The sequence below is a fragment of the Lelliottia sp. RD5 genome (genome assembly GCF_056032945.1).
Genome location: NZ_JBVYHQ010000002.1, coordinates 636,232 through 661,016, shown reverse-complemented (window position 1 = coordinate 661,016; position 24,785 = coordinate 636,232). Strand labels below are relative to the sequence as shown.

The 24,785-nt window shown below is 53.0% G+C and carries 16 protein-coding genes, 1 other RNA gene and 1 pseudogene; 13 read left to right on the top strand and 5 right to left on the bottom strand.

The genetic code is table 11. The features are described from left to right. Window positions 1-125 precede the first annotated feature (125 nt). Entirely contained in the window at window positions 126-467 is a 342-nt protein-coding gene (bamE, locus tag AC0LWE_RS10880) for an outer membrane protein assembly factor BamE (protein ID WP_015960091.1), read from the top strand. 80 nt (window positions 468-547) lie between these two features. On the opposite strand, the gene AC0LWE_RS10875 is transcribed toward bamE, so the two are convergent. Further along, a complete protein-coding gene (locus AC0LWE_RS10875) occupies window positions 548-835 on the bottom strand; it encodes an RnfH family protein (protein ID WP_174343708.1) in 288 nt (95 codons plus the stop codon). Beyond that, the gene (locus AC0LWE_RS10870) at window positions 825-1,262 is read right to left on the bottom strand and encodes a type II toxin-antitoxin system RatA family toxin (protein ID WP_041689497.1); all 438 of its coding nucleotides are present in this window, start codon (window positions 1,260-1,262) and stop codon (window positions 825-827) included. Before AC0LWE_RS10870 ends, AC0LWE_RS10875 begins: the two co-directional genes overlap by 11 nt. 162 nt (window positions 1,263-1,424) lie before the next feature. On the opposite strand from AC0LWE_RS10870, the gene smpB reads away from it, so the two are divergent. The 11 genes from smpB to AC0LWE_RS10815 all read left to right on the top strand — a co-directional run bounded on the left by smpB (window position 1,425) and on the right by AC0LWE_RS10815 (window position 11,528). Next, complete coding sequence (smpB, locus tag AC0LWE_RS10865; RefSeq protein WP_059177783.1) at window positions 1,425-1,907, top strand: SsrA-binding protein SmpB; 483 nt, start codon at window positions 1,425-1,427, stop codon at window positions 1,905-1,907. A 98-nt stretch (window positions 1,908-2,005) separates the two neighbouring features. Further along, window positions 2,006-2,368: a transfer-messenger RNA gene (gene ssrA / locus AC0LWE_RS10860) on the top strand. Between the two features lie 82 nt (window positions 2,369-2,450). Continuing rightward, the gene (locus AC0LWE_RS10855) at window positions 2,451-4,151 is read left to right on the top strand and encodes a hypothetical protein (RefSeq protein ID WP_474265427.1); all 1,701 of its coding nucleotides are present in this window, start codon (window positions 2,451-2,453) and stop codon (window positions 4,149-4,151) included. 2 nt (window positions 4,152-4,153) lie between these two features. Further along, the gene (locus AC0LWE_RS10850; RefSeq protein ID WP_313843451.1) at window positions 4,154-5,215 is read left to right on the top strand and encodes a hypothetical protein; all 1,062 of its coding nucleotides are present in this window, start codon (window positions 4,154-4,156) and stop codon (window positions 5,213-5,215) included. Window positions 5,216-5,756: 541 nt separating this feature from the next. Further along, window positions 5,757-6,335 carry a recombinase family protein gene (locus tag AC0LWE_RS10845; protein ID WP_045366808.1) on the top strand — a complete coding sequence of 193 codons (579 nt, stop codon included), beginning with the start codon at window positions 5,757-5,759 and terminating at the stop codon, window positions 6,333-6,335. A 326-nt stretch (window positions 6,336-6,661) separates the two neighbouring features. Continuing rightward, window positions 6,662-7,000: a hypothetical protein gene (locus tag AC0LWE_RS10840; protein ID WP_248200792.1), complete on the top strand. Its 339-nt coding sequence runs from the start codon at window positions 6,662-6,664 to the stop codon at window positions 6,998-7,000. Window positions 7,001-7,675: 675 nt separating this feature from the next. Further along, window positions 7,676-8,635, top strand: coding sequence for a reverse transcriptase family protein (locus AC0LWE_RS10835; RefSeq protein ID WP_474265425.1), 960 nt, complete (start codon window positions 7,676-7,678; stop codon window positions 8,633-8,635). A 571-nt stretch (window positions 8,636-9,206) separates the two neighbouring features. Continuing rightward, window positions 9,207-10,061, top strand: coding sequence for a PA4780 family RIO1-like protein kinase (locus tag AC0LWE_RS10830; protein ID WP_059177773.1), 855 nt, complete (start codon window positions 9,207-9,209; stop codon window positions 10,059-10,061). Window positions 10,062-10,215: 154 nt separating this feature from the next. Next, window positions 10,216-10,371: a hypothetical protein gene (locus AC0LWE_RS10825; protein ID WP_174343684.1), complete on the top strand. Its 156-nt coding sequence runs from the start codon at window positions 10,216-10,218 to the stop codon at window positions 10,369-10,371. 129 nt (window positions 10,372-10,500) lie between these two features. Then, window positions 10,501-10,857, top strand: coding sequence for a hypothetical protein (locus tag AC0LWE_RS10820; RefSeq protein WP_059177772.1), 357 nt, complete (start codon window positions 10,501-10,503; stop codon window positions 10,855-10,857). 119 nt (window positions 10,858-10,976) lie between these two features. Then, on the top strand, window positions 10,977-11,528 hold the full coding sequence (locus AC0LWE_RS10815; protein ID WP_219347467.1) for a YceI family protein: 552 nt from the start codon (window positions 10,977-10,979) through the stop codon (window positions 11,526-11,528). Here the strand turns inward: AC0LWE_RS10815 and AC0LWE_RS10810 are convergent. From AC0LWE_RS10810 to AC0LWE_RS10800, 3 genes and pseudogenes are all read right to left on the bottom strand, one after another. Continuing rightward, on the bottom strand, window positions 11,523-12,311 hold the full coding sequence (locus AC0LWE_RS10810) for an anti-sigma factor family protein (RefSeq protein WP_219347466.1): 789 nt from the start codon (window positions 12,309-12,311) through the stop codon (window positions 11,523-11,525). The genes AC0LWE_RS10815 and AC0LWE_RS10810 overlap by 6 nt on opposite strands. Next, window positions 12,308-12,784, bottom strand: a pseudogene (locus AC0LWE_RS10805) (sigma-70 family RNA polymerase sigma factor). The gene AC0LWE_RS10810 and the pseudogene AC0LWE_RS10805 overlap by 4 nt, the downstream one beginning before the upstream one ends. Before the next feature lie 59 nt (window positions 12,785-12,843). After that, on the bottom strand, window positions 12,844-13,389 hold the full coding sequence (locus AC0LWE_RS10800) for a tetratricopeptide repeat protein (RefSeq protein WP_059177768.1): 546 nt from the start codon (window positions 13,387-13,389) through the stop codon (window positions 12,844-12,846). 774 nt (window positions 13,390-14,163) lie between these two features. On the opposite strand from AC0LWE_RS10800, the gene AC0LWE_RS10795 reads away from it, so the two are divergent. Then, complete coding sequence (locus AC0LWE_RS10795; protein WP_474265421.1) at window positions 14,164-24,765, top strand: BapA/Bap/LapF family large adhesin; 10,602 nt, start codon at window positions 14,164-14,166, stop codon at window positions 24,763-24,765. Window positions 24,766-24,785 lie beyond the last annotated feature (20 nt).

Below are 24,785 nucleotides of genomic sequence, written 5' to 3'. Positions count from 1 at the left end.
CTCAGGGTCATACAGAACAACAAAAACGCCGTCAGACCGGTTTCAAAGTGGGACAAGGTCTATTATCATCGGCATATAACATATGAGCCGCGTATTGCTCGGGCCCGAAAAGGAATCAAATCACTATGCGCTGTAAAACGCTGACCGCTGTCGCAGCGGTTCTTCTGATGTTGACCGCAGGTTGTTCCACTCTGGAGCGAGTGGTTTACCGTCCTGACATCAACCAGGGGAACTACCTCACACCTAACGATGTGTCAAAAGTTCGTGTCGGTATGACACAACAGCAGGTCGCTTATGCACTGGGAACCCCGATGATGTCCGATCCATTCGGCACCAATACCTGGTTCTACGTTTTCCGCCAGCAGCCTGGTCATGAAGGCGTAACGCAGCAGACGCTCACGCTGACCTTTAACAGCAGCGGTGTATTAACGAACATTGACAACAAACCTGCTCTCACCAAAGAGTAAGTTTCAGAATTGAGAAATGCAAAAAGGTGCTCATTGAGCACCTTTTTTATTACCTCTTCTGAAGCCAGCGAGAGAAGTTTCTACTTCCCTGCCTTCTCCGCGCGCTGACGACGCAATTCTTTCGGATCAGCAATCAGCGGACGATAAATCTCAACGCGATCGCCATCATTCACCACATCGCCAAGCTTAACGGGCCGGCTGTAAATACCCACTTTATTCTTAGCCAGGTCGATGTCGCGACGAAGTTCCAGCAAACCGGATGCCCGGATCGCGTCTTCAACGGTTGCGCCCTCATCCAATTTTACCTGCTGCAGATACTGCTTTTCAGGTAATGCGTAAGCGACTTCGACAGCGATCTTACGCGACACTGTAAACCTCTTTCGCACGGACAGTGAACGCCTGAACCATATTCGCAGCCAGCTCCTTGAAAATCCGGCCGAACGCCAGCTCAATCAGCTTATTGGTAAATTCGAAGTCCAGATGAAATTCAATGCGACACGCGTCAGCACTCAGTGGCGTAAACTTCCAGCCACCCATCAGCTTTTTGAACGGGCCATCAACCAGATGCATCAAAATGCTCTGGTTATCGGTCAACGTGTTACGGGTAGTAAACGTTTTACTGATCCCCGCTTTCGAGACATCCACTGCCGCCGTCATCTGAGTCGGACCGGCTTCCAGCACTCGGCTTCCGGTGCATCCCGGAATAAACTGTGGATAGGACTTAACGTCGTTCACTAACTGGTACATTTGCTCCACGCTAAAAGGAACAAGCGCAGTACGGCTAATCTGAGGCATAGCATTTTCCATGGTCACACAACCAACAAATAATAACATTTATCCCTTGTTAAAAAAACGGCAGGCCTCATCTCGTGCTAAGATAGCGCGTTAGACCTCACAGGACGCAGTCGCAATGAGGTTACTTTTTGAAATCAGATTACCTATGGTTTTACGACACTTATGACGAAGAAAAAAGTACATAAACCTGGCTCGGCTACCATTGCGCTCAACAAGCGTGCCCGCCATGAATATTTCATTGAAGAAGAATTCGAAGCTGGTCTCTCCTTACAGGGCTGGGAAGTGAAATCCCTGCGTGCGGGGAAAGCCAATATCAGCGACAGTTATGTGATTCTGATGGATGGCGAAGCCTTCTTGTTCGGCGCGAACTTTACGCCGCTGGCTGTCGCCTCTTCCCACTACGTTTGCGACCCGATTCGCACCCGTAAGCTGCTGCTGAATCAGCGCGAGCTGGAATCCCTTTACGGACGCATTAACCGTGAAGGCTACACCGTCGTTGCGCTCTCGCTGTACTGGAAGAACGCCTGGTGCAAAGTCAAAATTGGCGTGGCAAAAGGTAAGAAACAGCATGACAAACGTTCAGATCTGAAGGATCGCGAATGGCAGGTCGATAAAGCACGAATCATGAAACACGCAGGGCGATAATCCCGCGTAAATTTTATACAGATTACAGTAATTTAAGAACTTGACCTTCCGGACTGGCGTCTCCGTTCGCAATTCTGGTATACTGAGTTCAACACATTGGGGCTGATTCTGGATTCGACGGGATTTGCGAAACCCAAGGTGCATGCCGAGGGGCGGTTTGCCTCGTAAAAAGCCGCAAAAAAATAGTCGCAAACGACGAAAACTACGCTTTAGCAGCTTAATACCCTGCTAAGAGCCCTCTCTCCCTAGCTTCCGCTCTTAAGACGGGGATAAAGAGAGGTCAAACCCAAAAGAGATCGCGCGGATGTCCTGCCTGGGGCTGAAGTGCTAAAACTAATCAGGCTAGTTCGTTAGTGGCGTGTCTGTCCGCAGCTGGCGTGCGAATGTAAAGACTGACTAAGCATGTAGTACCGAGGATGTAGTAATTTCGGACGGGGGTTCAAATCCCCCCAGCTCCACCAAATATAACGGCCTGATTCTCTTAGAGTTTCAGGCCGTTTTTCTTTGGGCGTGTGGCACAACTGTGACTCAGGAGTGTACCATATGCCATCAAACAACATCCCCCATTACCTCTATAAGCGTAACCACACCTGGTGGTTCAGGAAGCGTTTCGTATCTGAGGGCAATGCAATCGAATACAGACTGAGCCTGCAAACAGCAAGCTTTCAGCGTGCTCGTCTTCTTGCCCTGCGTTTACAGACACTTTGCCAACAGATGGTTGCTTCTTTGGGGGCCCCCAAGAAACTGAAGAATGGCGTGATGGACAAATCAGCACAAGAGCAAATCAGAGCAAAACTTCGAGCCAAAATTGCCGAATGGACCGCCGAGGAAACGGAACATTGGTTCTGCGGCTCTACACGTAATGAAGGCGATCTGAACGATTATCTTGAGACATTAGATATGGTTGTCTCTGATTTGAAAGAACGCATCGCTTACGATGATAAGCCATCCCTGCACCGGGCCGAAGCAAATACAGTTCTGGACGAACTGCCACACCTTAAAGCCACTCTCAGTGAATATGATTATCAGGTCATTGCTCGTATGGTGGCACAAGCTAAGGTCAAATCGTTGCAAGATACTCGCTCAATCATTCTTGGTGGAGATGCTGGCTGGCTTTCATCGTCGCAAACAACCGAGCCAAGCGTTACAGAGGAGCCGATAGATACCCTGACTATCTCCAAGCTGCTTGATCTGTATACAGAACATAACAAAGCGAAAGGTCATTCCAAGCGCACTAAAAAAAAGTACGAATGGTATGGAGCTCTACTTCTCAGTTCTTTTGGGGATGTTCCAGTCCACACTATTACCGGAGCGATGGGTAGAGAATTTTACGACAACATCACAAATTTACCGGTCGGGCTGCAAAAGGAAGTTTTATTAGCCTCAAAGTTAAGTCAGTTGATCGATAACAACACCGGAAAAACAATCAATGTAGTAACAGCAAACGGCCATCATGGGAAGATTAATCATTTCTTTGAGTGGGTCGTGGACAAAAAACACATTGCTTCAAGCCCATTTCCAAGCGTTGGTATTCCAATGCCCAAGAAAAATCATAAAGATGATAGAGCGGCCATTAGTGATACTGAAGCCAAGCTAGTTTTTAGCCATGCCTTATTCAGTCATCACATTGGTATCAAAACCAAATTGGTTCAGCACCCACATCACTTTTTCTTGCCCTTAATCTGCTTGTTCACAGGAATGCGGGCTGGCGAAGTATCACAGCTATACATTGACGATATTGTTGAGGTCAATGGGGTGCACTGTTTTCTTGTTGATAAACGCCGTGATGATCAATGGCTAAAGACCCCAAATGCCAAACGCTTTGTTCCTGTACATAAAGAACTAATCAGACTAGGATTCTTATTATTTATTAATGACTTGAAAGATATCACTCAAGGAGACGCTCGGTTATTTAACAACATTCCTTTAATTCAAGATAGCTACTCTGCCAAACCCAGCGAGTGGTTTATTCGTAATTTCCGTGATGCCTTGGATCAACCATCACATGTCACTTTGCACGGATTTCGACACATGTTCAGAGATAAGCTGGTGAATCTGACAGACTCCGATGAACGGATTTGTCGTTTAATGGGACATCAAACCAACAGCTATGGCAATTCCTTGCTGGCGGATCAGCAAGTAATGCAGGGATTAGTAAATTCAATCGATTTTAGTGGGATCACTTCTAATGTTCGGCCCTACACATCATTGAGCATGTTCCATCAGCTCAAAGGGAGGGCGTAAACATGTCTCAGAACATTAGCCAGCTTCGCCCATCTAAGCCAGTTGACTGTACCCTGCCTCGTCATGGGATGTTCCGCCATACGGAAGACGATAAATGGCAAATCAATCTCTATATGTTGTTCAAAAAACTCCCCAAACCACGGGGTTCGAGAGCCATTTGGTATAAAACCAGTCAAAATATGGTTCAAAAACTACCGGCAGACATCTTTGGAAGAGAAATTCGTGAGATTGGTGCTGTTTTTCATGACGAAATTGACAGGAACACATTGATTACTGCCAGTTCAGCACTCGTTTTACTGACTTACGGCTCCCTAAATCACAAGCATCTAGAAGTAACTCAATGGGTTGAGCGATATACTGGTATCACCCTCCCTCGTCATAAGGGCCTGAGTCGAAGAGAAGCGGTTTTTGGTCGCAAGCTGCATGAATTCATTGATAAAGAGCTTGTAGACATCACCTATGGTGACTACGAGCTGAAAACTCAACAGCGAATGTGCAATGGGAAGTTCTACGTCGATTTTGCAGTCAAGCATTACTGGAACGGTAACGAAGATAGCTCAAAATATTACCTTTACCTCATTGAATTTGACGAAGAAGAGCACGCATTGGCTCCAAATCAGGCAGCGGATTCAATCAGGGACTCTGAGATCAAAAGGCAAGAGCCACAAGCTACCATCATCAGGGTAAAACATGATGAGAGTGATGACTGGTTTGAACTAGTACGTAACAACAATGGGCTAATTAGCTTTGAAGCAGCTCTTTTATCAGGTATTTCTGCTGCAAGCCGTGGTGCTGATGGCGACAAAATTATCATTGATTCAAAGTCCGCCAAGAATGCTTACGACGACATCAAAAACCAGAGTGCTTGGTTGCTAAACTATGAGAAACAGCCGTTGAGAGGGATCGAAGAAGCGTTAAAACGATGTGGCATTCACTATGAAAAAGCACGTTCAAAAACAAGCAGACAACTGAGAGTATCGCTGGAGTCGTTAAGCTCTTCACTATACCGTTGGTTGCCTGATAGCGCCGCTGAATACGTCCTTCAAAACCTTAAACCAGACTGACGTTTCCAGAAAGTTGCATAGAAGCGTTGATACTACGGGGATTGCGGTATGTCCAAACGCCGTAACCCCCAAAACCTACCGCAACACAGCCCTATAGCCTCTATAAATGTATAGGGATTCAGTTGTCAGAGGTGATTAATTTCAAAGTAATGGCCGACCACATCAACCTTTTTGACAGATCTAACACCATCGAAAAAGTGTCACCCTGCATGTTCAACACTCCTTTATTTGGCCGGTATAAGCATCGTGTTAACAACCCACAGGAGACACTATGTTTATACGTGATGTAATCATCCCGGCACTGGTAACTGGCTTGGTTGCCTTTGCCACAGCATTACTTGAATCAATCATCAAAATGTTCACACCACCGGACGTTTCCGCAATCTAACCAACCACTTTTCCCCTGCCAATAACCATGCCCTAAAGATCTGCCACCAGCACAACAATGGAATGCCCGTTAAGGACATGCCACAGGGTGGTTTTGGCATTTTGGCAGGCCTTTGCAGCATAGCATGGCCTATTGGCAGGGTAAGGAGCTCATATGGCTACAGTTGGCTACGCCCGTGTGTCTACTACCGGGCAAAGTCTGGATACACAACTCGAAGCGCTATCCGGTTGCGAAAAGATATTCAGGGAGAAAATCAGCGGGGCAAAAGATGACCGTCCAGAACTACAGGCAATGCTGGAGTTTGTTCGTGAGGGCGATGTGGTACAGGTAACAAAACTGGATCGCCTTGCCCGTAATACCCGCCATCTACTGGAAGTCTCCGAATACCTTCAGGGTAAAGGAGTGGCCCTGAATATCCTCAATATTGGCATCAACACAGCCACACCTACAGGGAAGCTGATGCTGACGATGATCGGGGCTATTGCCACATTCGAGCGTGAAATGATGTTGGAACGTCAGGCTGAGGGTATAGCTCTGGCAAAGCTCAAGGGCAAGTACAAAGGCCGCAAAGCAACTGCTCGCAGTAAAGCACTGGAAGTTATTGAGCTTCTAGAAAAGGGGCTGAGTAAGCCGGAAATATCCCATCAGTTAGGAATAGGCATTACTAGCATTTATCGCATCGTCCGGGCTAATAGACCCGACTTACTGGAGAACAAGCATTGCAGCGACTAAAGGGATGCTTACTGATGGCCTTACTTTATAACGTGAATGCCTTCGCAGAACCTACCATCAATGTCTGGCTCCGTTGTGCTAATGGCATTCATGCAACGATTAAAGATGACGTACTGACTGCCGAGGGAGTGATGACACTGCCATTTGAGCACACGGAAAACGAAACCGACCAACAGATAACGTTGGTCTTCTCCGACGCTCATACTGAAGCAAAAGTACAAATCAGATATAGAGGACCAGCATTCTATCTCAGAGACATGGATGGTAGATGGGCTCCATGTATAGCGACAAAAATACCCTAACTGCCCCACTTTAAGGAAAATACTATGAGAACACCGACACGGGCTTTGACAATTGCACTATTGCTCTCAGCATCCAATATAGCCACGGCATCATCTTTGGAAGATCAAGTCATTGATCTGAGTTGTCCAAGCAATGTCAGAGGCACACTTCACATGAATAATTCTTGGGAGGATGGCTATTTCTCTGTTCGGGGCTTTGGAGTTCTGGCCTTAAGATCCTTTGAACAACAAAACCGGGAACAAGCAGTACTCACGTTCAGTAATGGCGATGTGAGAGCCAAAATTCAGACATGGGTCAAGGATAACGTCATTCACTTCTATCTGTGGGATCAAGGCGGCTGGAAGTCTTGCGACTGGCAGTAGCAATAACAAGACGCGAATTCCGCTTCCAGTTAGGGAGTTGAATTCGCATCCTAATTATACCCTTCATCTTCACTCACATTTCGAAACAAATCTCTTACCACGCTATTGCTAACTGCATGAATATGATCATAAAATGTCCCTGCTAGTACCTAGGAGAGAATTTCTCGCAAAAGCTTGATGGTCTGCTTGTCAGCCATCGTGGAGGTTTCGGCCTCTAATCTCTCCCCCACACGACGTATGCCACGCTTGCTCGATGTTCCAACGTTACGATGCTACGCATCACCGACGCTCTGGTTCTTACCGGGACAGCTGGGATTGCTGGATTTGTGGCGAGAGGACGTCACGCTGTGACGTCGAAAACTGGGGTTAATTGCTGAACATCTCTTATTCCTGTCAGTTCAGGCGAGACTGGTGACCATGTTGGTCATCGGGAACTGAAAAGGAGATGTAATTATGAGTCGCAAGACACGTAAGAAGTACCGGACTAGTGTTCAGCAAACGTTTTGTGGGAACGACCGTTCCAAAGGTGTTTTCAAGGGTGTGGCCAAGTTTCTACTCGGTCAATTCTTCCGCGAAATCCTTTCGGAGGTCTTTCATTCTGAAGGAGTTGCTTCCGTCTGGTCATCCATTATGGATTTAATCCAATGGAGGCCTTAAAAGATAGGACCAGCTACGATGATAAACACAAAACGTTCCTCTAGTCTTCACAATTCCCCCAAGCTTTACCCTTTGAACCAATCCCCTCTTTTCAAATTGAAATCAAAAAAGAAGCTGCTAGAAATCATTGGGTTATCGAAAGCTCAAGCTGATAAACTCATGCTAGATTCTGCGTATAAAGAATTCGAAAACGATGCTGGAAGAAAGATTCAAGAACCAATTCCTCAGCTCAAGGCGGTTCACAAGAAGATCGGCGTTTTGTTAAGCAGAATCGAATTGCCCCCATATCTTCACTCCGGTCGGAAGAAGCATTCCACGCTAACTAATGCAAAAGCACATAAGCAAGCAACTGAACTTCTGAAGCTCGACATTCACAAATTTTTCCCCTCGACTCGGGCAGCAAAGGTTTACAAGGCATTTGTTGAGAAATTTGAGATGTCACCCGATGTAGCTTATGTAATGACCAACCTTGCAACCTTTGCAGGAAAAGTGCCCACAGGCAGCCCGATAAGTATGGCCATGGCGTTTTGGGCAAACAGAGATATGTTCGACGAGCTTAGCAACCTTGCGACCTCAAACAGCTTAGTATTTACGGCATATGTTGACGATGTAGCGTTCTCTGGTTCGAAAATCCCAAAAGGATTTGCTGCCCAAGCTAAAAAGTGTATTTGTTCTCATGGCCTCACCTCTAAAGACAAGAAAGAGCGATTTTATCCGTCATCAGAAGGGAAGCTGCTTACAGGGATTGTTATTCAGGATGGAGAACTTAAGGTACGTTGGGCACACAGTGATTCAATCAGAAAAGAATTCGCCACTTTGGCTGAAGCAACAGACAATGCTGCAAAAATAATCCATCTAGAAAAGCTAGCAGGTAAGCTGCATGCGGCCGGTCAAGTTGACTTCAGACAGAAAGATAGAGCTCGCTTCTTCACTCAGCAACTCAGAGCAGCCAAAAAGCAATCAACTCAGGACAGTTAGGGCTATTGCTCGTAACTAGTTGGATGTGCCATACTGCTGTGACATTGATTCCCGCTACATTGCTCAAAGAATCAGATAGTTAGTATTTGGTGTCGCTTTCATCCAGCTCCACCAAAATTCTCCATCGGTGATTACCAGAGTCATCCGATGAAGTCCTAAGAGCCCGCACAGCGCAAGCCCTGCGGGCTTTTTTGTGCCCTCAATTTGTCCATAGTTGTCCAAGATAATGCATCTTCATCCTGTGCTAGTGGGCGAAGTTTTAGGGAGATGGCAAAACGTACCTTAATCATATCCCCTTTCGTGCGGTGATAGACCCAATACAGCACCTCTCGCAGGCACCGAATGACTTTCACTGAGTGCTGCCCCCATGCCAATGCGTTTTTTGACCTAATGCCAAACGCGACAAAACGAGCCCTTCTGCTATAACAATGTGCGCCTCACTGGCAAATCTGAACGGGGTTAAGTGCCTTCCCTACCCTGACATTCACATCGGTCTGTCGCAGCCTTCATTTTCAGTATCACCGCCTGTATTATTAGTACGAAAAGCACCTGAAATAAGGTATAAAGCGGCATGAAAATTCCAAACAGAATCCAACCCCTGATCGATGACGGTCTGGTAGACGATGTGCTTCAGCGCCTGAAAAGCGGCAAAGAAGCCGACGTTTACACTGTCATGTGTGGCGACAAAATCCAGTGTGCCAAAGTGTACAAAGAAGCCTCGCAGCGCAGCTTTAAACAGGCCGTGCATTATCAGGAAGGGCGCAAAGTCCGTAACACGCGTAATTCGCGCGCCATGCAAAAAGGCTCAAAGTTCGGACGCAAGCAGCAAGAAGAAACCTGGCAAATGGCCGAGGTCGATGCGCTGTTCCGTCTCGCGAACGCCGGGGTGCGCGTCCCACAACCCTATATGTGTATTGATGGCGTGTTATTGATGGAGCTGGTCACTGATGCAGAAGGCATGGTCGCGCCGCGCCTGAGCGATGTGACGTTAACGGAAGAAAGCGCCGTTGCGGATTTCCACACCATGATCCGCAATATCGTTCGCATGTTATGCGTTGGCATCGTGCACGGCGACTTATCTGAATTTAACGTATTACTGGATGCCCAAGGCCCGGTGATTATCGATCTCCCGCAGGCCGTCGATGCCGCCGCGAACAACCACGCAGAATCCATGTTTGAACGTGACGTGGGCAACATTACCGCCTACTACGGCCAGTTCGCCCCGCAACTATTGCAAACGCGTTATGCGAAAGAAATTTGGGCGTTATATGAAGACGGGAAGTTGACCCCAGAATCCCCGCTGACCGGCCTCTTTGTCGAAGAACTTCAGGATGTCGATATGGGCTCACTGATGGATGAAATTATTGCGGCAGAAGATGAGTACTACGATCGGCAGCGCGCAGCCCAGGAACGCGACGATCAATAGCGGTGGAAAGGGAGGGGTTGTTGCCAGACTTATGTCGTATAAAACAGCATGCAAACAGTCTAACCACCCTATTAACTTTCACGGCTTATCCATCGGCGCGTTTCACATTAGGATGTTTTGTTAACTCTGACCTCTATTATTCACAGGCCCCCTTATGAACACGTTCAGCATCATCGCCATCCCCTTCTTCGCCGTGGCGATCGTCATGCTCGCGCTTGCGGCTACGCGTAAAGAGCGTGCTTTTTTGATAACCGGCGGCGTGTTTATGATCTCCTCAGTGGTCAACGCAGTAATAGGTCTGTCGCTGTAAAATCTCCTTTAAACGCTTCCACGCTTCAAAGCCCACTGATCCACTTACAGTTTTTTCCTAGAGCCGTGCCGCTTCGCTCGTGCCATCCTTAACACGCTCATAACATGAATAACGTTAGTTGAGGATATTATGAAAAAGACAATTATTGCATTATCTGCACTTCTGCTGGCGACGCCTGTTTTTGCCGCAACCACACATGCAACCGACGATACCGTTGCCGCCGCGAATGAAAACGCGAACAACGCAAAGCAAAAACTGCATGAAGAGCAGCACAAAGGTGAACAGCTGAAGCTGAAATCTGAACATGCCGCGGAAGGCAAAAGCGAAAGCTTTGGCAGTAAAGTGAGTGAAGACTCGCAGAAAGCCTGGCATAAAACCAAAGAAGGTACCGAGAAAGGGTGGGATGCCACTAAAGAAGGTACAGAGAAAGGCTGGAATAAGACCAAAGAAGGCGCAGCGACGCTTGAAAAGAAAGTCACTGAATAATCCCTTTTCTCCCCTTCCAAAGGCCGCCTCGCGGCCTTTTTTATTGCCCGCCTAAAAATTTTTCGAATAACTTTTCGACTCCATGCGTTTACACCCTGTCGCTTAATGGAGATCCCACAATGACTCGCCTGACACTCCTTTTGTTTACGCTGATGCTGTGCCCGAGCCTACGCGCAATGCCTGTCAGCTATGTCATTGATACGCATAGCACACCTATCACCCTCTCCTGGCACGCGTTCGGCGGCATTCTTTCCTGGGCTAATCTCGACAGCGCGACGGGAAATGTGACGTTAGATCCCGAAAATGAATTTGCCGATCGCATCAACGTGAAAATCCCCATCTCGACGCTGGTCGCCTCTAACAGCCTGCTGACCTGGCAGCTTAAAAGTGACATGTTTTTCGATGCTGCGCGCTACCCCAATATTGTGTTCAGCAGCACCCGAGTGGTGTCACTCGGGAACGGTCGTTTCAGGGTATTTGGTTCGTTACAGGTTAAAGATGTTCAGCGTCCGGTGATCCTTGAGGCGGTGCTGGAAGGTAGCAAAGTGACCGATGAAATCTCCCTTCAGGCGACGACCGCCATATCACGTTCCGCCTGGCACATGGATAAATTCGCCATGGTGGTCGACGATCGCATCAATATCAAAATTGATATCCATGCCAAATCATGACAGCGCAGAGTGTAATTGCCGTGCGCTTTCATGCAACTGCTCGGCAGGATTACGTCCGATAAGCACAAATTGATAGCCCCGATTATTCCACCACGCGACGTTCATGCCGTGTCGCGTTTCACGGGTGATGTCCGTGCGACTCTGCTGCTCCAGCGGAGAAATGCAGAGCGCCATCGGGCCGTAATCTGCATGAATCCAGGCTATCTGCGCAATAGATGTGCTCTCGTAGCGCAGGATGCGGACCATTTTCAGCTCCGCGCTCTGCAATGCGAGTTGCTGTTCCTGGAGGTTTAGCCCAATATCCTGGGCAGTCCGCGTCAGCCCTTTCTGAAGGATTGACGGTGAGCTGTCCAAATCGAGCAGCGTCTCAGCGCTATAGAGCGACATGTATTGGGCTTCGAGATCGCGAATATGGCCATTTTCGTCACGGTTCTCACCGGACGGGCGCACCAGATAACCCAATCCCGACCCGATAACCAGGAAACTGAGCGACGCGGCGATCATTGCCCGGCGGCTCACGCCTGCGCGTTTCGTCGACGGGGCGTCCAGATAAGCGTCCAGTTTTGCCTGCATTCGCGCGGACGGTGCATCGTCCAGTAAAGGCGCAAAAGCGCGCGGATAATCCTGGGTGCTTTTCATCAGCTCAGCGGTACGTGCAGCGAGGGATTCGTCGCTGTTTAGCTGCTTTTCAAAGGCCTGAGCGTCAGCATTTTCCATTTCGCCGTCAAGCCAGGCGACTATCGCATCATCGTCATAGGGGGGAGTAAAACGTAGCGAGTTCAAGATCGTTTCTCCTTTGCCACAGGCCGCACGGCTGCTGATTTCGCAAGCGTTGCCCGTGCCGTTGCCAGTCGGCTCATTATCGTGCCAATCGGCACCGACAGCGTGTCTGCCGCTTCCTGATAGGTAAAGCCCTCGACATACACTAAAAACACCGCATTACGCTGCGCTTACGGGAGGCCGTTCACGCTCTGCATAATTTTTTGGTAATGCATACGATCTTCATCCTGCCCATGCGTATCCGGGGCGATAAGCTCGTCGCTGGGCACGAATCCCTGCCCCATTCTGACGTGGCGAGCGCGGAGATCGGAAATCCAAATCGAATGAAGAATCGAGAACAACCATCGGTCGATACGCGTGCCAGGAGAGTATTGCGCGCTCCTTTCAAGCGCGCGCACGCAGGTGGACTGAACCAGCTCTTCAGCAAGATCCCGATTGCGAGACAGCACCAAGCCATAGCGCCAGAGGCGCGTCAGATGGGCTGCAAGATGTTGGCGAACATCACTGGTGGTAATTTTTAGCGCTCCTGTAAGGGTCAGGATTCCGGATGCCCGTTAATCGCGCTCTGCAGATCGCGATACTCTTCGCAGTGTTGGCCGCAAATTCCGGCGATAACCTGCAGCTGTTCTTTTGCCAGATCCGGGCGGCCTTTCACTATCCAGGCTTCACCCAGATATTCGCGGGCTTTGGCGTAATTCGGTTCAAGGGCAAGCGAACGCTGGTAGTAACCGATTCCCTCGTCCGTGCGCCCGAGCTTACGCGTCGCGTACCCGCGATAATTCCACGCCTCAGCAGTATTGGCATTTTTCAGCGTATCCAGCAAATTCAACGCGGCCTGATACTCACCTTTTTTCGCAAGATGATAGGCATAGTTGGTTTTATCCCGATCGCTAAGGCGGGTCGATTTCTCCGGCACACACTGTTTCGTCGTGCTGTCGTAGACCTGGCCTTTCGGGCAATCGGGCGTTTTGCTCTCGGTACTGTTATCCCCCATCGCCAATGCCTGCGGTGCCTGTAAGCAAAATAACAGCATTGGGATAGCCAGAGAACGGGGGTTAAAAAGTGGCGATTTGACTTTCATTTTCTACTCCTGTGGGTGTTGGTCAGGCGAACAAGGTGTAAACGCCTGAGCCTCCCGTTCTATTCGAAGAAAATGAAATTTTTTACCGATATAAAAATCATGCTGATTGCGTATTCCTCACGCAAGCGCCGGGTATTAAATTAAATAAAGATTAACGACAGCTTAATTACCCTATTTAACTAGCACAGCATTTATATATTGCCAGTGTTATTTCAAACGACGGGCGTAAACATAATATATCTTAAACTCTATTATACACCACTCCTAAACTAAAACTTTAGCCCCTCTAAATTGACTTAATATTTACATAACCTCCCGAAAAATATATTCATAGACCAATACGACCTTTAAATTCCCAGCGCTGTAAACATCCTGCGAGAAAAGCCTTATGCAGGGCGCATCAGCAGCGAAAAGGTTGATGAATCCTCGTACGTAAACAGTCACTTCAGATAGACTTAACTGCGATATCAATGGCGCTTAATTTGCTTAATTCGATATTTATAGCTATATCATTTTCAGGCACCCCAAAATAATACCGCTATAAAATACAGGATTTTAAATAACAGATAACAAAGCAAAAATAGACATTATCTACAGTACATCCTTTGAATAATCTGATGTAGCCACTCGATATGCTGGCGGGCATCGATCGCTCTAAAAAAATGACGGTGAGCACTATTTCAATAAATAGCGACTCCGCCGGGGGCGCTCATTACCCGCAAAAAGCAGGCTTCATCTTACACGCCATTAAAAAACTGTCAGGAGTCATTATATATGAGCCAAATCTCTGTCATTTCGAAACTCACTGGCGTGGAAACCACCACGGAAGGTCAGCAAGTCTCACTGAGTCAATCCTCAATTGTTAAGCTCCACGTGGGTAGAGCGGATATTTCGCACTACACCCGTAACGGAAATGACCTTGTCGTCAGCCTGAACTCCGGCGAAACCATTACGCTTAAAAACTTTTACGTCGGCGATGCGCAGGGCGCAAGCATGCTGGTGCTGGAAGAAGGCAACGGTGCATTGTGGTGGATTGAAGACCCAACCGCAGTGGAGCATTACGAAGCTATTTCATCAATTGACGCTCTTATGGCGGCATCAGGGGGTGAAGCGTTCGGCGGTGCCGCTATTTGGCCTTGGGTACTCGGTGGCGCGGCTGTCGCAGGGGGTATTGCCGTGGCGGCGAGTAGCGGCGGAGGCGGCGGTGGTAATGGCGGTGGCGACGACGGGAACACGACTAACCCAGGCAATCCGGGTAATCCTGGCAACCCAGGAAATCCCGGCAATCCGGGGAATCCGGGAACCCCGGATACAACACCACCCAACGCACCGACAAATCTCGCCTTCTCGGCAGACGGTAAAATTGTTACCGGTACGGCTGAACCCAACAGTATCATTACGCTCAGGGATGCCAACGGCAATTTAGTCGGAACAGGAAAAACCGGCAGCGACGGGAAATTCACCATCGAATTGGGCGCGCCGCTGATTAACGGTGAGCAAATCACCGCAACGGCAACCGATGCCGCTGGAAACATCAGTCAAGACGGCCACGTCACCGCGCCCGATCTGGTGACGCCTGATGCCCCTACCCTTGTTCTTGTGAACGATGATGTCGGGAGCATTACCGGCCCTCTCACTCAAAACCAGGTCACTGACGATGCCCGTCCGACGCTGAGCGGTATCGGTGAACCCGGCACCCTCATTACGATTTACGATAAAGACGTGCAAATCGGCACGACCAAGGTCGGCGCTAACGGCAGCTGGTCATTTACGCCCGGCACGGCTCTTTCTGAGGGCAATCACTCCCTGACCTTTACCGCAACCGATGCGGTGGGTCATGTCAGTGTGCCATCCGGTGCATTTACCCTGATGGTGGATACCGTCGCGCCGAACGCACCGGTAATCACGCTCAACCCTGCGGGCACTCAGGTCAGCGGGACCGCAGAGCCAAACAGCACCATTACCCTCACCAGCAACGGTCAGCCGATTGGCAGCGGCAAAGCCGATGGCAACGGTAACTTCACCATTACCTTATCGCCGCCCCAAATTGACGGCCAGACGATTTCGGCGGTTGCCTCTGACGAGGCCGGTAACAAGAGCCCTCCAGCCACCGCCATCGCGACTGACAGCACCGCACCGGCGATACCGGGCGACCTTGTCGTGAATAACGGTGGGAATAGCGTCTCGGGTACGGCTGAACCGAACAGCACCGTTACGATAAAAGCGCCTAATGGCGATGTGATTGGTGAGGGCCCCGCGGGCAGCGACGGGAAATTCACCGTTCCCATCAGTCCGCCACAAACGAATGGCGAAGTTTTACAGGTGGTTGCCACCGATGCGTCGAGCAACACCAGTCTGCCAGGACAGGCTGATGCGCCTGACACCACCAAACCGTTAGCACCCGATAATCCCGTCGTTTCTGGTGACGGAACCAAAGTCACCGGGACCGCGGAACCGGGCAGCACCGTGACCATCCGCGAAGATGGCGTAAAAATTGGCGAAGGCAAAGCGGACGATCAGGGCAACTTTAGCGTGACGATCGCTCCGCCAAAACTGAACGGCGAAACGCTCACCGCCGAGGCCGCCGATAAAGCCGGGAACACGGGACCCACGGCGAATGCCACCGCCCCGGACATCACGCCTGCACAGACGCCGACGATAGTCTCCGTGGAAGACAATGCCGCTAACGTGACCGGTCCTGTTCCGCAAAACGGGCTGACCAACGACAATACGCCAACCATCACCGGCACCGGCGAACCGGGAACGCTTGTTTATATCTACAGCGGTGACACCCAAATAGGTACCGCTAACGTGCTCTCCAACGGGAGCTGGTCGTTTACGCCAGTTGTGCATTTACCGGAAGGCGGACATGTTTTAACTGCCGTCGCCGTGGACGATGCGCTCAACCGCAGTGAAACGTCAAACAGCTGGAGTATTACCGTCGATAGCCTCGCGCCTGCGGCCCCGGTCATTACCCAACTGATCGATGACGTGCCGGGCCGAACCGGCGCGCTCAATATCAACGAAACCACTAACGATAACCGTCCAACGCTTAACGGCACGGGTGAACCTGGTACAACCATCAGCATTCGTCTTGACGGCTCGCAGATCGGCACGGCGGTGGTCAATGATGGCGGGGCCTGGACGTTCACCCCGACCATTGTGATCCCAAACGGGCAACACACCCTGACCGCAGCCGCCATTGATAAAGCAGGCAACGTGAGTACAGTGTCTGGCGGATTTACCTTCACGGTGGATACGACAGCGCCGCCGCCGCCGTCCATTACCACGGTCACGGATAATACCGGTGACGTACAGGGAGCCCTCACCAGCGGCTCAGCGACGGACGAAACCCATCCAGTGATGCAAGGCACGGCTCCCGCGGGCACCACAATTGCCATTTACGACGGCACGACGCTGCTGGGGCCTGCCGTGCTCGATGGCAACGGCGGCTGGAGCTTTACCCCGCCCAATACGCTGACGGACGGCACGCACGTATTAACGGCGGTGGCGACAAATGCCGCAGGAACCTCCACCCCTTCTGGCTCGTTTACGCTGGTGGTCGATACCGTCGCACCCGCCACGCCTGATTCACCAGAGATTACCGTCAACCCGGACAATGCCCCCACCGGTACTCAGCTTAATCCCGGAGAAGCGACGCGCGATACCTCGCCAACGTTGAGCGGCACCGGGAATGCGGGTGATACGGTCACGATTTACATTGATGGCGTCAAACAACCCGATGTGGTCATCGTCAATAGTGACAATAAATGGAGCTGGTCGCCTGTACCGCCGCTGGTCAATGGCACGTATGACATCGCATTAACCGTGACCAACAAAGACGGCGCGGGCAATGAGAGCGCCCCGTCGCAGCCGGTAACCATCGTGATTGATACCGATGCACCGGCCACGCCGGGCATTCCGGTGGTTACGGATAACGTCACTGAGATAACCGGCCCTGTCAGCAATAACGGCAGCACCAACGATCCGCGTCCGGTGCTGAGCGGCACGGGTACGGCGAACGATGTGATCATCATTTATGACAGCATTAACGGCGCCGCAAAAGTGGAAGTCGGTCGCGTGACCGTTGACGCCCAGGGCAACTGGAGCTGGCGACCGGATACGCCCCTGACGCAAACGTCGCACGCGTTCACCACCACCGCAACCGATGAAGCGGGCAACGTGTCGGGGACATCAGGCTCGATCACCGTGACCGTCGATACCGATGCGCCGTTGGCTCCGGCCATCACGGCAGCGGGGGGTGTAGGCAACGGCGGTGCCACGCAGGACAATACCCCAACCATTTCAGGAACAGGGGCGGATGGCGATACCATCATTATTTATAACAATGGCGTGCAGATTGGCACAGCCAGTGTCTCGGGTGGTGTGTGGAGCTTTACGCCGGTCACCGCGCTTAGCGAAGGGGCGCACAACCTGACGGCAGCAGAAGTAGACAAAGCAGGTAACGTCAGCCCCCTGAGCCCGGTTTATACCGTCACCGTCGATACCATCGCGCCGACCACGCCGCAAATTGAGGCCGTCTCTGACAGCACCCTCACAAACGGCGTGCTGTACAGCAACGATAACACCCCAACCCTGAGCGGTACTGGCGAACCGGGCACGAAAATTACCGTCTCTATCGACGGCAACGCGTCACCCGTTACCGCCACGGTACAGCCTGACGGCAGCTGGAGCTGGACATCGGGTACGCCGCTGAACGACGCCCCGCACGTCATCACCGTCATCTCCAGCGATGCGGCGGGTAACACCTCGGGCACGTCCACCACCAACGTGACTATCGACACCGATCCACCAGCAGCTCCGGCGGTCACCTCTCTGGCTATTGAAGGGACGCCGATCACCGGTACGGCTGAAGCGGGATCGCTGGTGATTATCACCGGCCCTGGTCCTGGCGGCACCACTATTGAGCTGGGTCGCGGCATTGCCGTGGGCGGTAACTTCTCCATCGCCCTTTCACCTGCGCAAACCAACGAAACCACCCTCACGATCGTGGCGAAAGACGCGGCGGGTAACGTGAGCGATCCGACCAGCTTTAACGTCGTGGATGCACCCGATCTGCCGGATGTGCCGGTCATCACCTCAATCGTTGATGATAACGGCGCAGGCAACGTCGAGGTCAAAGGCGCCAGTTCTGACGACACGACGCCGACGATCAGCGGCACCGGTCCAGAAAACAGCACCATCACCCTGTATCAGAACGGTGTTGAGATCACCACCATTGTGCTGGGTGCAGGGCAAACCACCTGGAGTTACACCGTTCCTGCCGGCAGCGCCCTGGCGGAAGGGGTCTATAACTTCACCGCCACGGCTAGCGTCGGGGCGGCGACCAGCGGCCTTTCTGCCGCGGCAACGGTGACTATCGATTTAACCGCACCAAACGCGCCGACCATTGGCACCGTCACTGATGATGTGGGACCCGGCACCGGCCCGCTCACCACCGGCCAAATCACCAATGACAATCAGCCAACGTTAAGCGGAACCGCGACGGCGGGCGATACCATTTCCGTTTACAGCAGCGGCGTGCTGCTCGGTAGCGTGTTGGTTGGGTCAACAGGCACCTGGAGCTTTACCCCGCCGAGTGCCCTGGCTGAGGGGAGTAACGCCTTAACGATCCGCGCCACCGATCCGGCGGGCAATCAGAGCGGCGACTCTCCGGCATTCACTATTGTGGTCGATACGATCTCCACCACCCCAGTGATTGTCGGCGCGGAAGATAACGTCGGTACAATAGAAAATATTCCGACTAACGGCGTCACCAACGACACCACACCGACGCTCTCCGGCACGGCGGAAGCCAACAGCATCATCGCCATTTTCGAAGGTGCAACGCAGATTGGCACCGCTACTGCCAACAGCAGCGGCGCGTGGACATTCACCCCTACCGCCGCCCTGAGCGAAGGCTCGCACACCTTCACCGTTAAAGCGACCGATCCGCAGGGTAACGTCAGCATTGCATCCAATGCGTACACGGTCGTCATCGACATCACCCCTCCAGCGGTCCCGGTGCTGAACACGGTTAACGACAACGTCGCCGGCGGCGCGTTCGGTAATTTAACCCCGGGACAGGTGACCAATGACGCGACCCCAACGCTGAGCGGCACGGGCGTGACGGGCAGCACGATCCATATTCTCAATAACGGCATTGAAATCGGCACGGCCACCGTCGTCAACGGCGCGTGGAATTTCACGCCGCCTGCGAATCTCCCCGACGGCCCTTACAACATCAGGGTCAACGCCAGCGACGCGGCGGGCAACGTGTCCGCGAATTCGCCAGTCTTCTCGTTCACCGTCGACACCACACCACCCGCGACGCCGACTGTGCTCACTGTACTGGATGACGTCGGCCCGGTGATTGGGGAAATCAACAGCGGTGACACCACCAACGATAATCGCCCGACCTTTAACGGCACGGGCGAAATCGGGGCAACCATTACTCTGCTGAATGATGGACAACCGTTCGGCACCGCCGTCGTCAACGCTCAGGGGAACTGGACATTCACCCCGACCGCGCCGCTGACCGAAGGCACGCACACCATTACCGTTAGCGCGACAGACGTTGCGGGCAATACCAGCAACACCAGCTCGTTCGAACTGACGGTCGATACCTTCGCCCCCTCCGCACCGGTCATTATTAACGCTACCGATAATGTCGGAAGCGTACTGATTCCGGTGACTGACGGAAAAACCACCGATGACACCACGCCGACGCTGAACGGGACGGCGGCGGGCAACGCAACGGTGATCATTTATGAAAACGGCGTGCAGGTCGGCACGGCTCAGGCCAACGCATCAGGTGAATGGAGCTTTACGCCGGGCAGCGCGTTGAGCAACGGGAGTCATACCTGGACCGCCACCGCGACAGACGCGGCGGGTAACGTCAGCGTGGCCTCGCCAGGCTTCACGGTCATTGTCGATACCACCGCGCCGCTGGCCCCGGTGATTACGCAGGCGATCGACGACGTCGGTACCGTCACCGGACCATTGAGTAATGGGCAAACCACCGATGACCCCTTGCCGCGCCTGGTCGGCACCAGCGAGCCTAACGCCACCATCAACATTTATGAGGGCATTACGCTCGTCGGCACAACCACCGCCGATGCCAGCGGTAATTGGGCCGTCACGCTCAACACCACCTTCCCTGAAGGGCCGCATCAGTTCGTGGCGCGGGCGACCGATGCGGCGGGCAACACCAGCGATCCGTCGTCACCGTTCAGCCTGAACATTGACCTCACGCCGCCTGCCATTCCGGTGCTGGTGAACGTGGTAGATGACGTGGGTACCACGACCACGATCGCCAGCGGGCAGATAACCAATGACGCGCAGCCCACCCTCAGTGGGACGGCTGAGGCCGGTTCAACGATTAAAATCTACGATAACGGCGTGCAAATCGGCAGTGTTACCGCCGCAGACGGCACCTGGAGCTTTACGCCAACGCCAGCGTTAGCCGACGGCCAACATCCGCTGACGATCACCGCAACCGATGCGTCGGGCAATACCAGCGATCCGACGACGCCGTTTGTGCTCAATCTGGATGCCACGCCACCAAATGCACCGATCATCACGTCTATTGTCGATGACGTCGTCCCGAACCTGGGGACGATCGCCGGGGGCACGCCAACCAACGATACACAACCGACGCTGAACGGTACCGCAGAAGCCAACGCAGTGGTGCACATTTACGACGGCAATACGCTGGTCGGCACGGTCACCGCCGATGCCAATGGCAACTGGACGCTGCCGCAAACCTCTACCATTTTGACCAACGGCCAGCACAACTTTACGGCAACCGCCACGGATACGGCAGGCAACACCAGCGCACCGTCGTCTATCTCCTCGGTCGTGGTGGATACCCTTGCCCCTAACCTGCCGACCACGCTCGCGGTGATCACCAACGGGACGCACGTCACGGGTATTGCCGAAGCGGGCAGCACCGTGACGATTACCACCAGCGGCGGAACCGTGCTCGGAACCGCAACGGCGGATGGTACAGGGAGCTTTAACGTCACTATTTCTCCGCCGCAAACCAACGGCGAATCCCTGCTGGCGTTTGCCACCGATAAGGCCGGTAACGTCGGCGGCAGCGCCTCGGTGGTTGCGCCGTTTACCAACCTGCCAAACGCACCGGTGATCGTCACGATTGACGATAATGTCGGCACTCTGACCGGCAATTTGACCAACGGGAAAGCGACCGACGACACCACCCCGACGCTGACCGGCACCGCGCAGCCAAACTCCACCGTCACGCTGTATAACAACGGCGTGGCGATGGGGACCGCGACCACCGACATCAACGGTGACTGGTCGTTTACCACACCGGTTTTAAGTCAGGGTTCACATGCCTTTACCGCCACAGCGACCAACGTGGTGGGCGGCGTCGGTCCGGTATCCACCCCCACAACCATTATTGTTGATACCGTCGCGCCGAATGCCCCGAACGGAACCTTTAACGCCGACGGTAGCGTCTTGACCGGCAGCGCCGAAGCGGGCAGCACGGTGACGATTCGCTTGCCTGACAATTCAACGGTCACGACCGTCGCCAACAGCAACGGTACGTACAGCTACACCTTCATCAACAAACAGACCGAAGGCAACGCTCTGCAAATCACCGCCACCGATGCCGCCGGGAACACCTCAGCGCCAGGAACGGTGCTGTCACCGGTGGTTCCGCTGTCGGCCAGCAATAACGTTGAGGAGCTGGATATCAGCACCACGGCCACGGTCACCAACGCTCAGTACAGCGATTACGGTTTCCTGCTGGTTGGCGCACTCGGTAACGTGCTGACGCTGCTGGGCAATGACACGGCGCAGGTAGGATTCGTGGTCTCCGATGGCGGCAATGCAGATATCTCGATCAACGCAAACGCCACGGGCGTGGTGCTCTCGCTGCTCAACACGCTGGAGGTAGTGGTTCAACGCTGGGACAGCGTTAATAACACCTGGACGACGGTGGTCGATACTGGCCTGCCGCAGTTTGCTAACCTGCTTACGCTCGGGGCGAGCGGCGTGACGCTCAACATGACCGGCCTGGAAAACGGCCAGTATCGCGTCTTGAGCTACAACACCAACCTGCTGGCCACGGGGTCTTACACCAGTCTCGATGTGGATGTGACTGAAACCAGCGCCGGGACCATCACCGGGATCCCAACCCAAAGCGGCAACGTCATTTATGACCAGGACTCGACGGCGGGCAGCGATAACGCGCCTGCGGGGACCCGCATCACGGCAGTGACCGACGCGCAAGGGAATACGGTCAACGTGACGGCGGACGGAACGATTATCCAGGGGCAGTACGGCACGCTGACCATCAACCTGAACGGCAGTTACACCTACACGCTGACCAACACCAGCGCCGCCGTGTTGGGTCGTACCGAAAGCTTCACCTATACCATCGGGCATAACGGTGCCACCGCCTCAGCCAAACTGGTGATCTCACTGGGCGCAAATACCGTGGTCAATAGCGTCACGGCGGTAGACGATACGGCGTCGCTGACCTATGACACCAGCGTGCACGCGATCAATAACGGTCCTTCTTCACAAGGCGGATTCACCGTCGCTGGCATCAATCTTGGCAGCACGCTGGGGCTGAACCTGCTCGACGATCTGAGCAATCCGATCATTTACAGCGTGCAGGAAGGCACCACCCGCACCATGACGATCCAGGCCTCGGTCGGGGGCGTGGCACTGGCCTCGGTATTTGATCTGTACATCTATAAATTCAACGATGCGACGCAGACCTTCGAGCAGATGCGCGTTCAGCCGGGCTGGCTGCGCGCGCCGCTGCTGGGGGGGACCTCGGGTACGCTGACGCTGAATCTGCCGGCGGGGGAATACCTGTTCCTGCTGAACACCGCGGCGGGGATCACGGTGCTCACGGGTTATACCCTTAACGTGCTGGAGGACCATGTTTATAACGTGGCGAGCGTGGGAGCCTCGACAACGGGCGACGTGCTGGCGGACGATATTGCGCCGCAGGGCACGCTGGTCACCGAGGTCAACGGCGTGGCGGTTAACGCCACGGGCGTGACCGTGATTCAGGGTGAATACGGTACGCTCACGATTAATGCTCAGGGGAACTACACCTACACGCTGCGCAGCGGCATCGGCGCGGATCACATCAAAACGCCGGATACCTTCGTCTACACCATTACTGCGCCAAACGGGGATAAAGACACGGCGTCGCTGAATATCACCCCAACCGCGCGGGCGCTGGATGCGGTGAACGACATCAGCACCGTGATGGACGTGACCTCCCTGCACCACACCGCTGCGTATTCCGATACCACCGTGGGAACGGCAAGCTGGACCACAGCGCTATTAGCCCCTACTCAGGGTACCGGCAGCGGCACATTTGTGGTGGATGCCAACACGGCGCTGCATAACGTGGCGCTGCACTTCAACGTCGCATCGCTGCTGGCGCTGGGTGGATTGACGGTAAACTGGTCGATCAGTAATGGCTCAACGGTTATCCGCAGCGGTTCGTTTGCCGGCGGTGCGCTGCTGGGCGGAAAAATCGATATCAATCTTGCCGGACTGGATCTGGATGCCGGAACCTACACGCTGAACTTCACCGGCAACGTGCCGGGGTTGAGCGTGGGCGGCATCGTCATTACCCCAAGCGTCACGGGGACGGCTTATTCGCTGAGCCAGTTCGATTCCACCAGCGGGCATACGGTTAATGGCAATATCTTTGACGGTAGCGACTCGCAGGGGGCGTCGGATCAGCTGCATTCGGTGGATACGCGTCTGAGCGTCACCGGCTACAACGGCGTGGTGACGACGCTTGATCCCTATACCGCTGGCACCGCGACGGCAACTATTCAGGGCCATTACGGCACGCTCTCAATCGGCGCTGACGGTCATTACACCTACACGCTCAACACCGGGGTTTCGCTCTCCAGCATCACATCGAAAGAGGTCTTTAACTACACCTTGACCGATGCGGCGGGCAAAACGGACACCGCCTCACTGACCATCAATATGGCGCCGCAGTTTATCAGCTCGGAGCATAACGATCTCATTACCGGGACGGCTTACGGTGACACCCTGATTTACCAGGTGCTGAACAACACCGTGGGGAATGCCACGGCGGGCAACAGCACCGGGGATCACTGGACCAATTTCTCGGTAAGTCAGGGGGATAAAATTGACATCGGCGATCTGCTGGTGGGCTGGAATGGACAGGCCTCAACGCTGGGTAATTACGTCCACGTCACGCAAAACGGTAACAACACGGTGATCTCAATCGACCGCGATGGCGCAGGGAGTGCCTACACTAATACCACGCTTGTTACGCTGGACAACGTCCAGGCCACCTATGACGAGTTAGTGAATCAGCATCACAGCATCATTACCTGATAGCAAAAGTCAGAAACGAC

Excerpts from the sequence above, each read along its gene's own strand:
- bamE (WP_015960091.1), top strand. The coding sequence starts at position 126 with ATGCGCTGTAAAACGCTGACCGCTGTCGCAGCGGTTCTTCTGATGTTG.
- AC0LWE_RS10870 (WP_041689497.1), bottom strand. The coding sequence starts at position 1,262 with ATGCCTCAGATTAGCCGTACTGCGCTTGTTCCTTTTAGCGTGGAGCAA.
- smpB (WP_059177783.1), top strand. The coding sequence starts at position 1,425 with ATGACGAAGAAAAAAGTACATAAACCTGGCTCGGCTACCATTGCGCTC.
- AC0LWE_RS10855 (WP_474265427.1), top strand. The coding sequence starts at position 2,451 with ATGCCATCAAACAACATCCCCCATTACCTCTATAAGCGTAACCACACC.
- AC0LWE_RS10850 (WP_313843451.1), top strand. The coding sequence starts at position 4,154 with ATGTCTCAGAACATTAGCCAGCTTCGCCCATCTAAGCCAGTTGACTGT.
- AC0LWE_RS10845 (WP_045366808.1), top strand. The coding sequence starts at position 5,757 with ATGGCTACAGTTGGCTACGCCCGTGTGTCTACTACCGGGCAAAGTCTG.
- AC0LWE_RS10840 (WP_248200792.1), top strand. The coding sequence starts at position 6,662 with ATGAGAACACCGACACGGGCTTTGACAATTGCACTATTGCTCTCAGCA.
- AC0LWE_RS10835 (WP_474265425.1), top strand. The coding sequence starts at position 7,676 with ATGATAAACACAAAACGTTCCTCTAGTCTTCACAATTCCCCCAAGCTT.
- AC0LWE_RS10830 (WP_059177773.1), top strand. The coding sequence starts at position 9,207 with ATGAAAATTCCAAACAGAATCCAACCCCTGATCGATGACGGTCTGGTA.
- AC0LWE_RS10825 (WP_174343684.1), top strand. The coding sequence starts at position 10,216 with ATGAACACGTTCAGCATCATCGCCATCCCCTTCTTCGCCGTGGCGATC.
- AC0LWE_RS10820 (WP_059177772.1), top strand. The coding sequence starts at position 10,501 with ATGAAAAAGACAATTATTGCATTATCTGCACTTCTGCTGGCGACGCCT.
- AC0LWE_RS10815 (WP_219347467.1), top strand. The coding sequence starts at position 10,977 with ATGACTCGCCTGACACTCCTTTTGTTTACGCTGATGCTGTGCCCGAGC.
- AC0LWE_RS10800 (WP_059177768.1), bottom strand. The coding sequence starts at position 13,389 with ATGAAAGTCAAATCGCCACTTTTTAACCCCCGTTCTCTGGCTATCCCA.
- AC0LWE_RS10795 (WP_474265421.1), top strand. The coding sequence starts at position 14,164 with ATGAGCCAAATCTCTGTCATTTCGAAACTCACTGGCGTGGAAACCACC.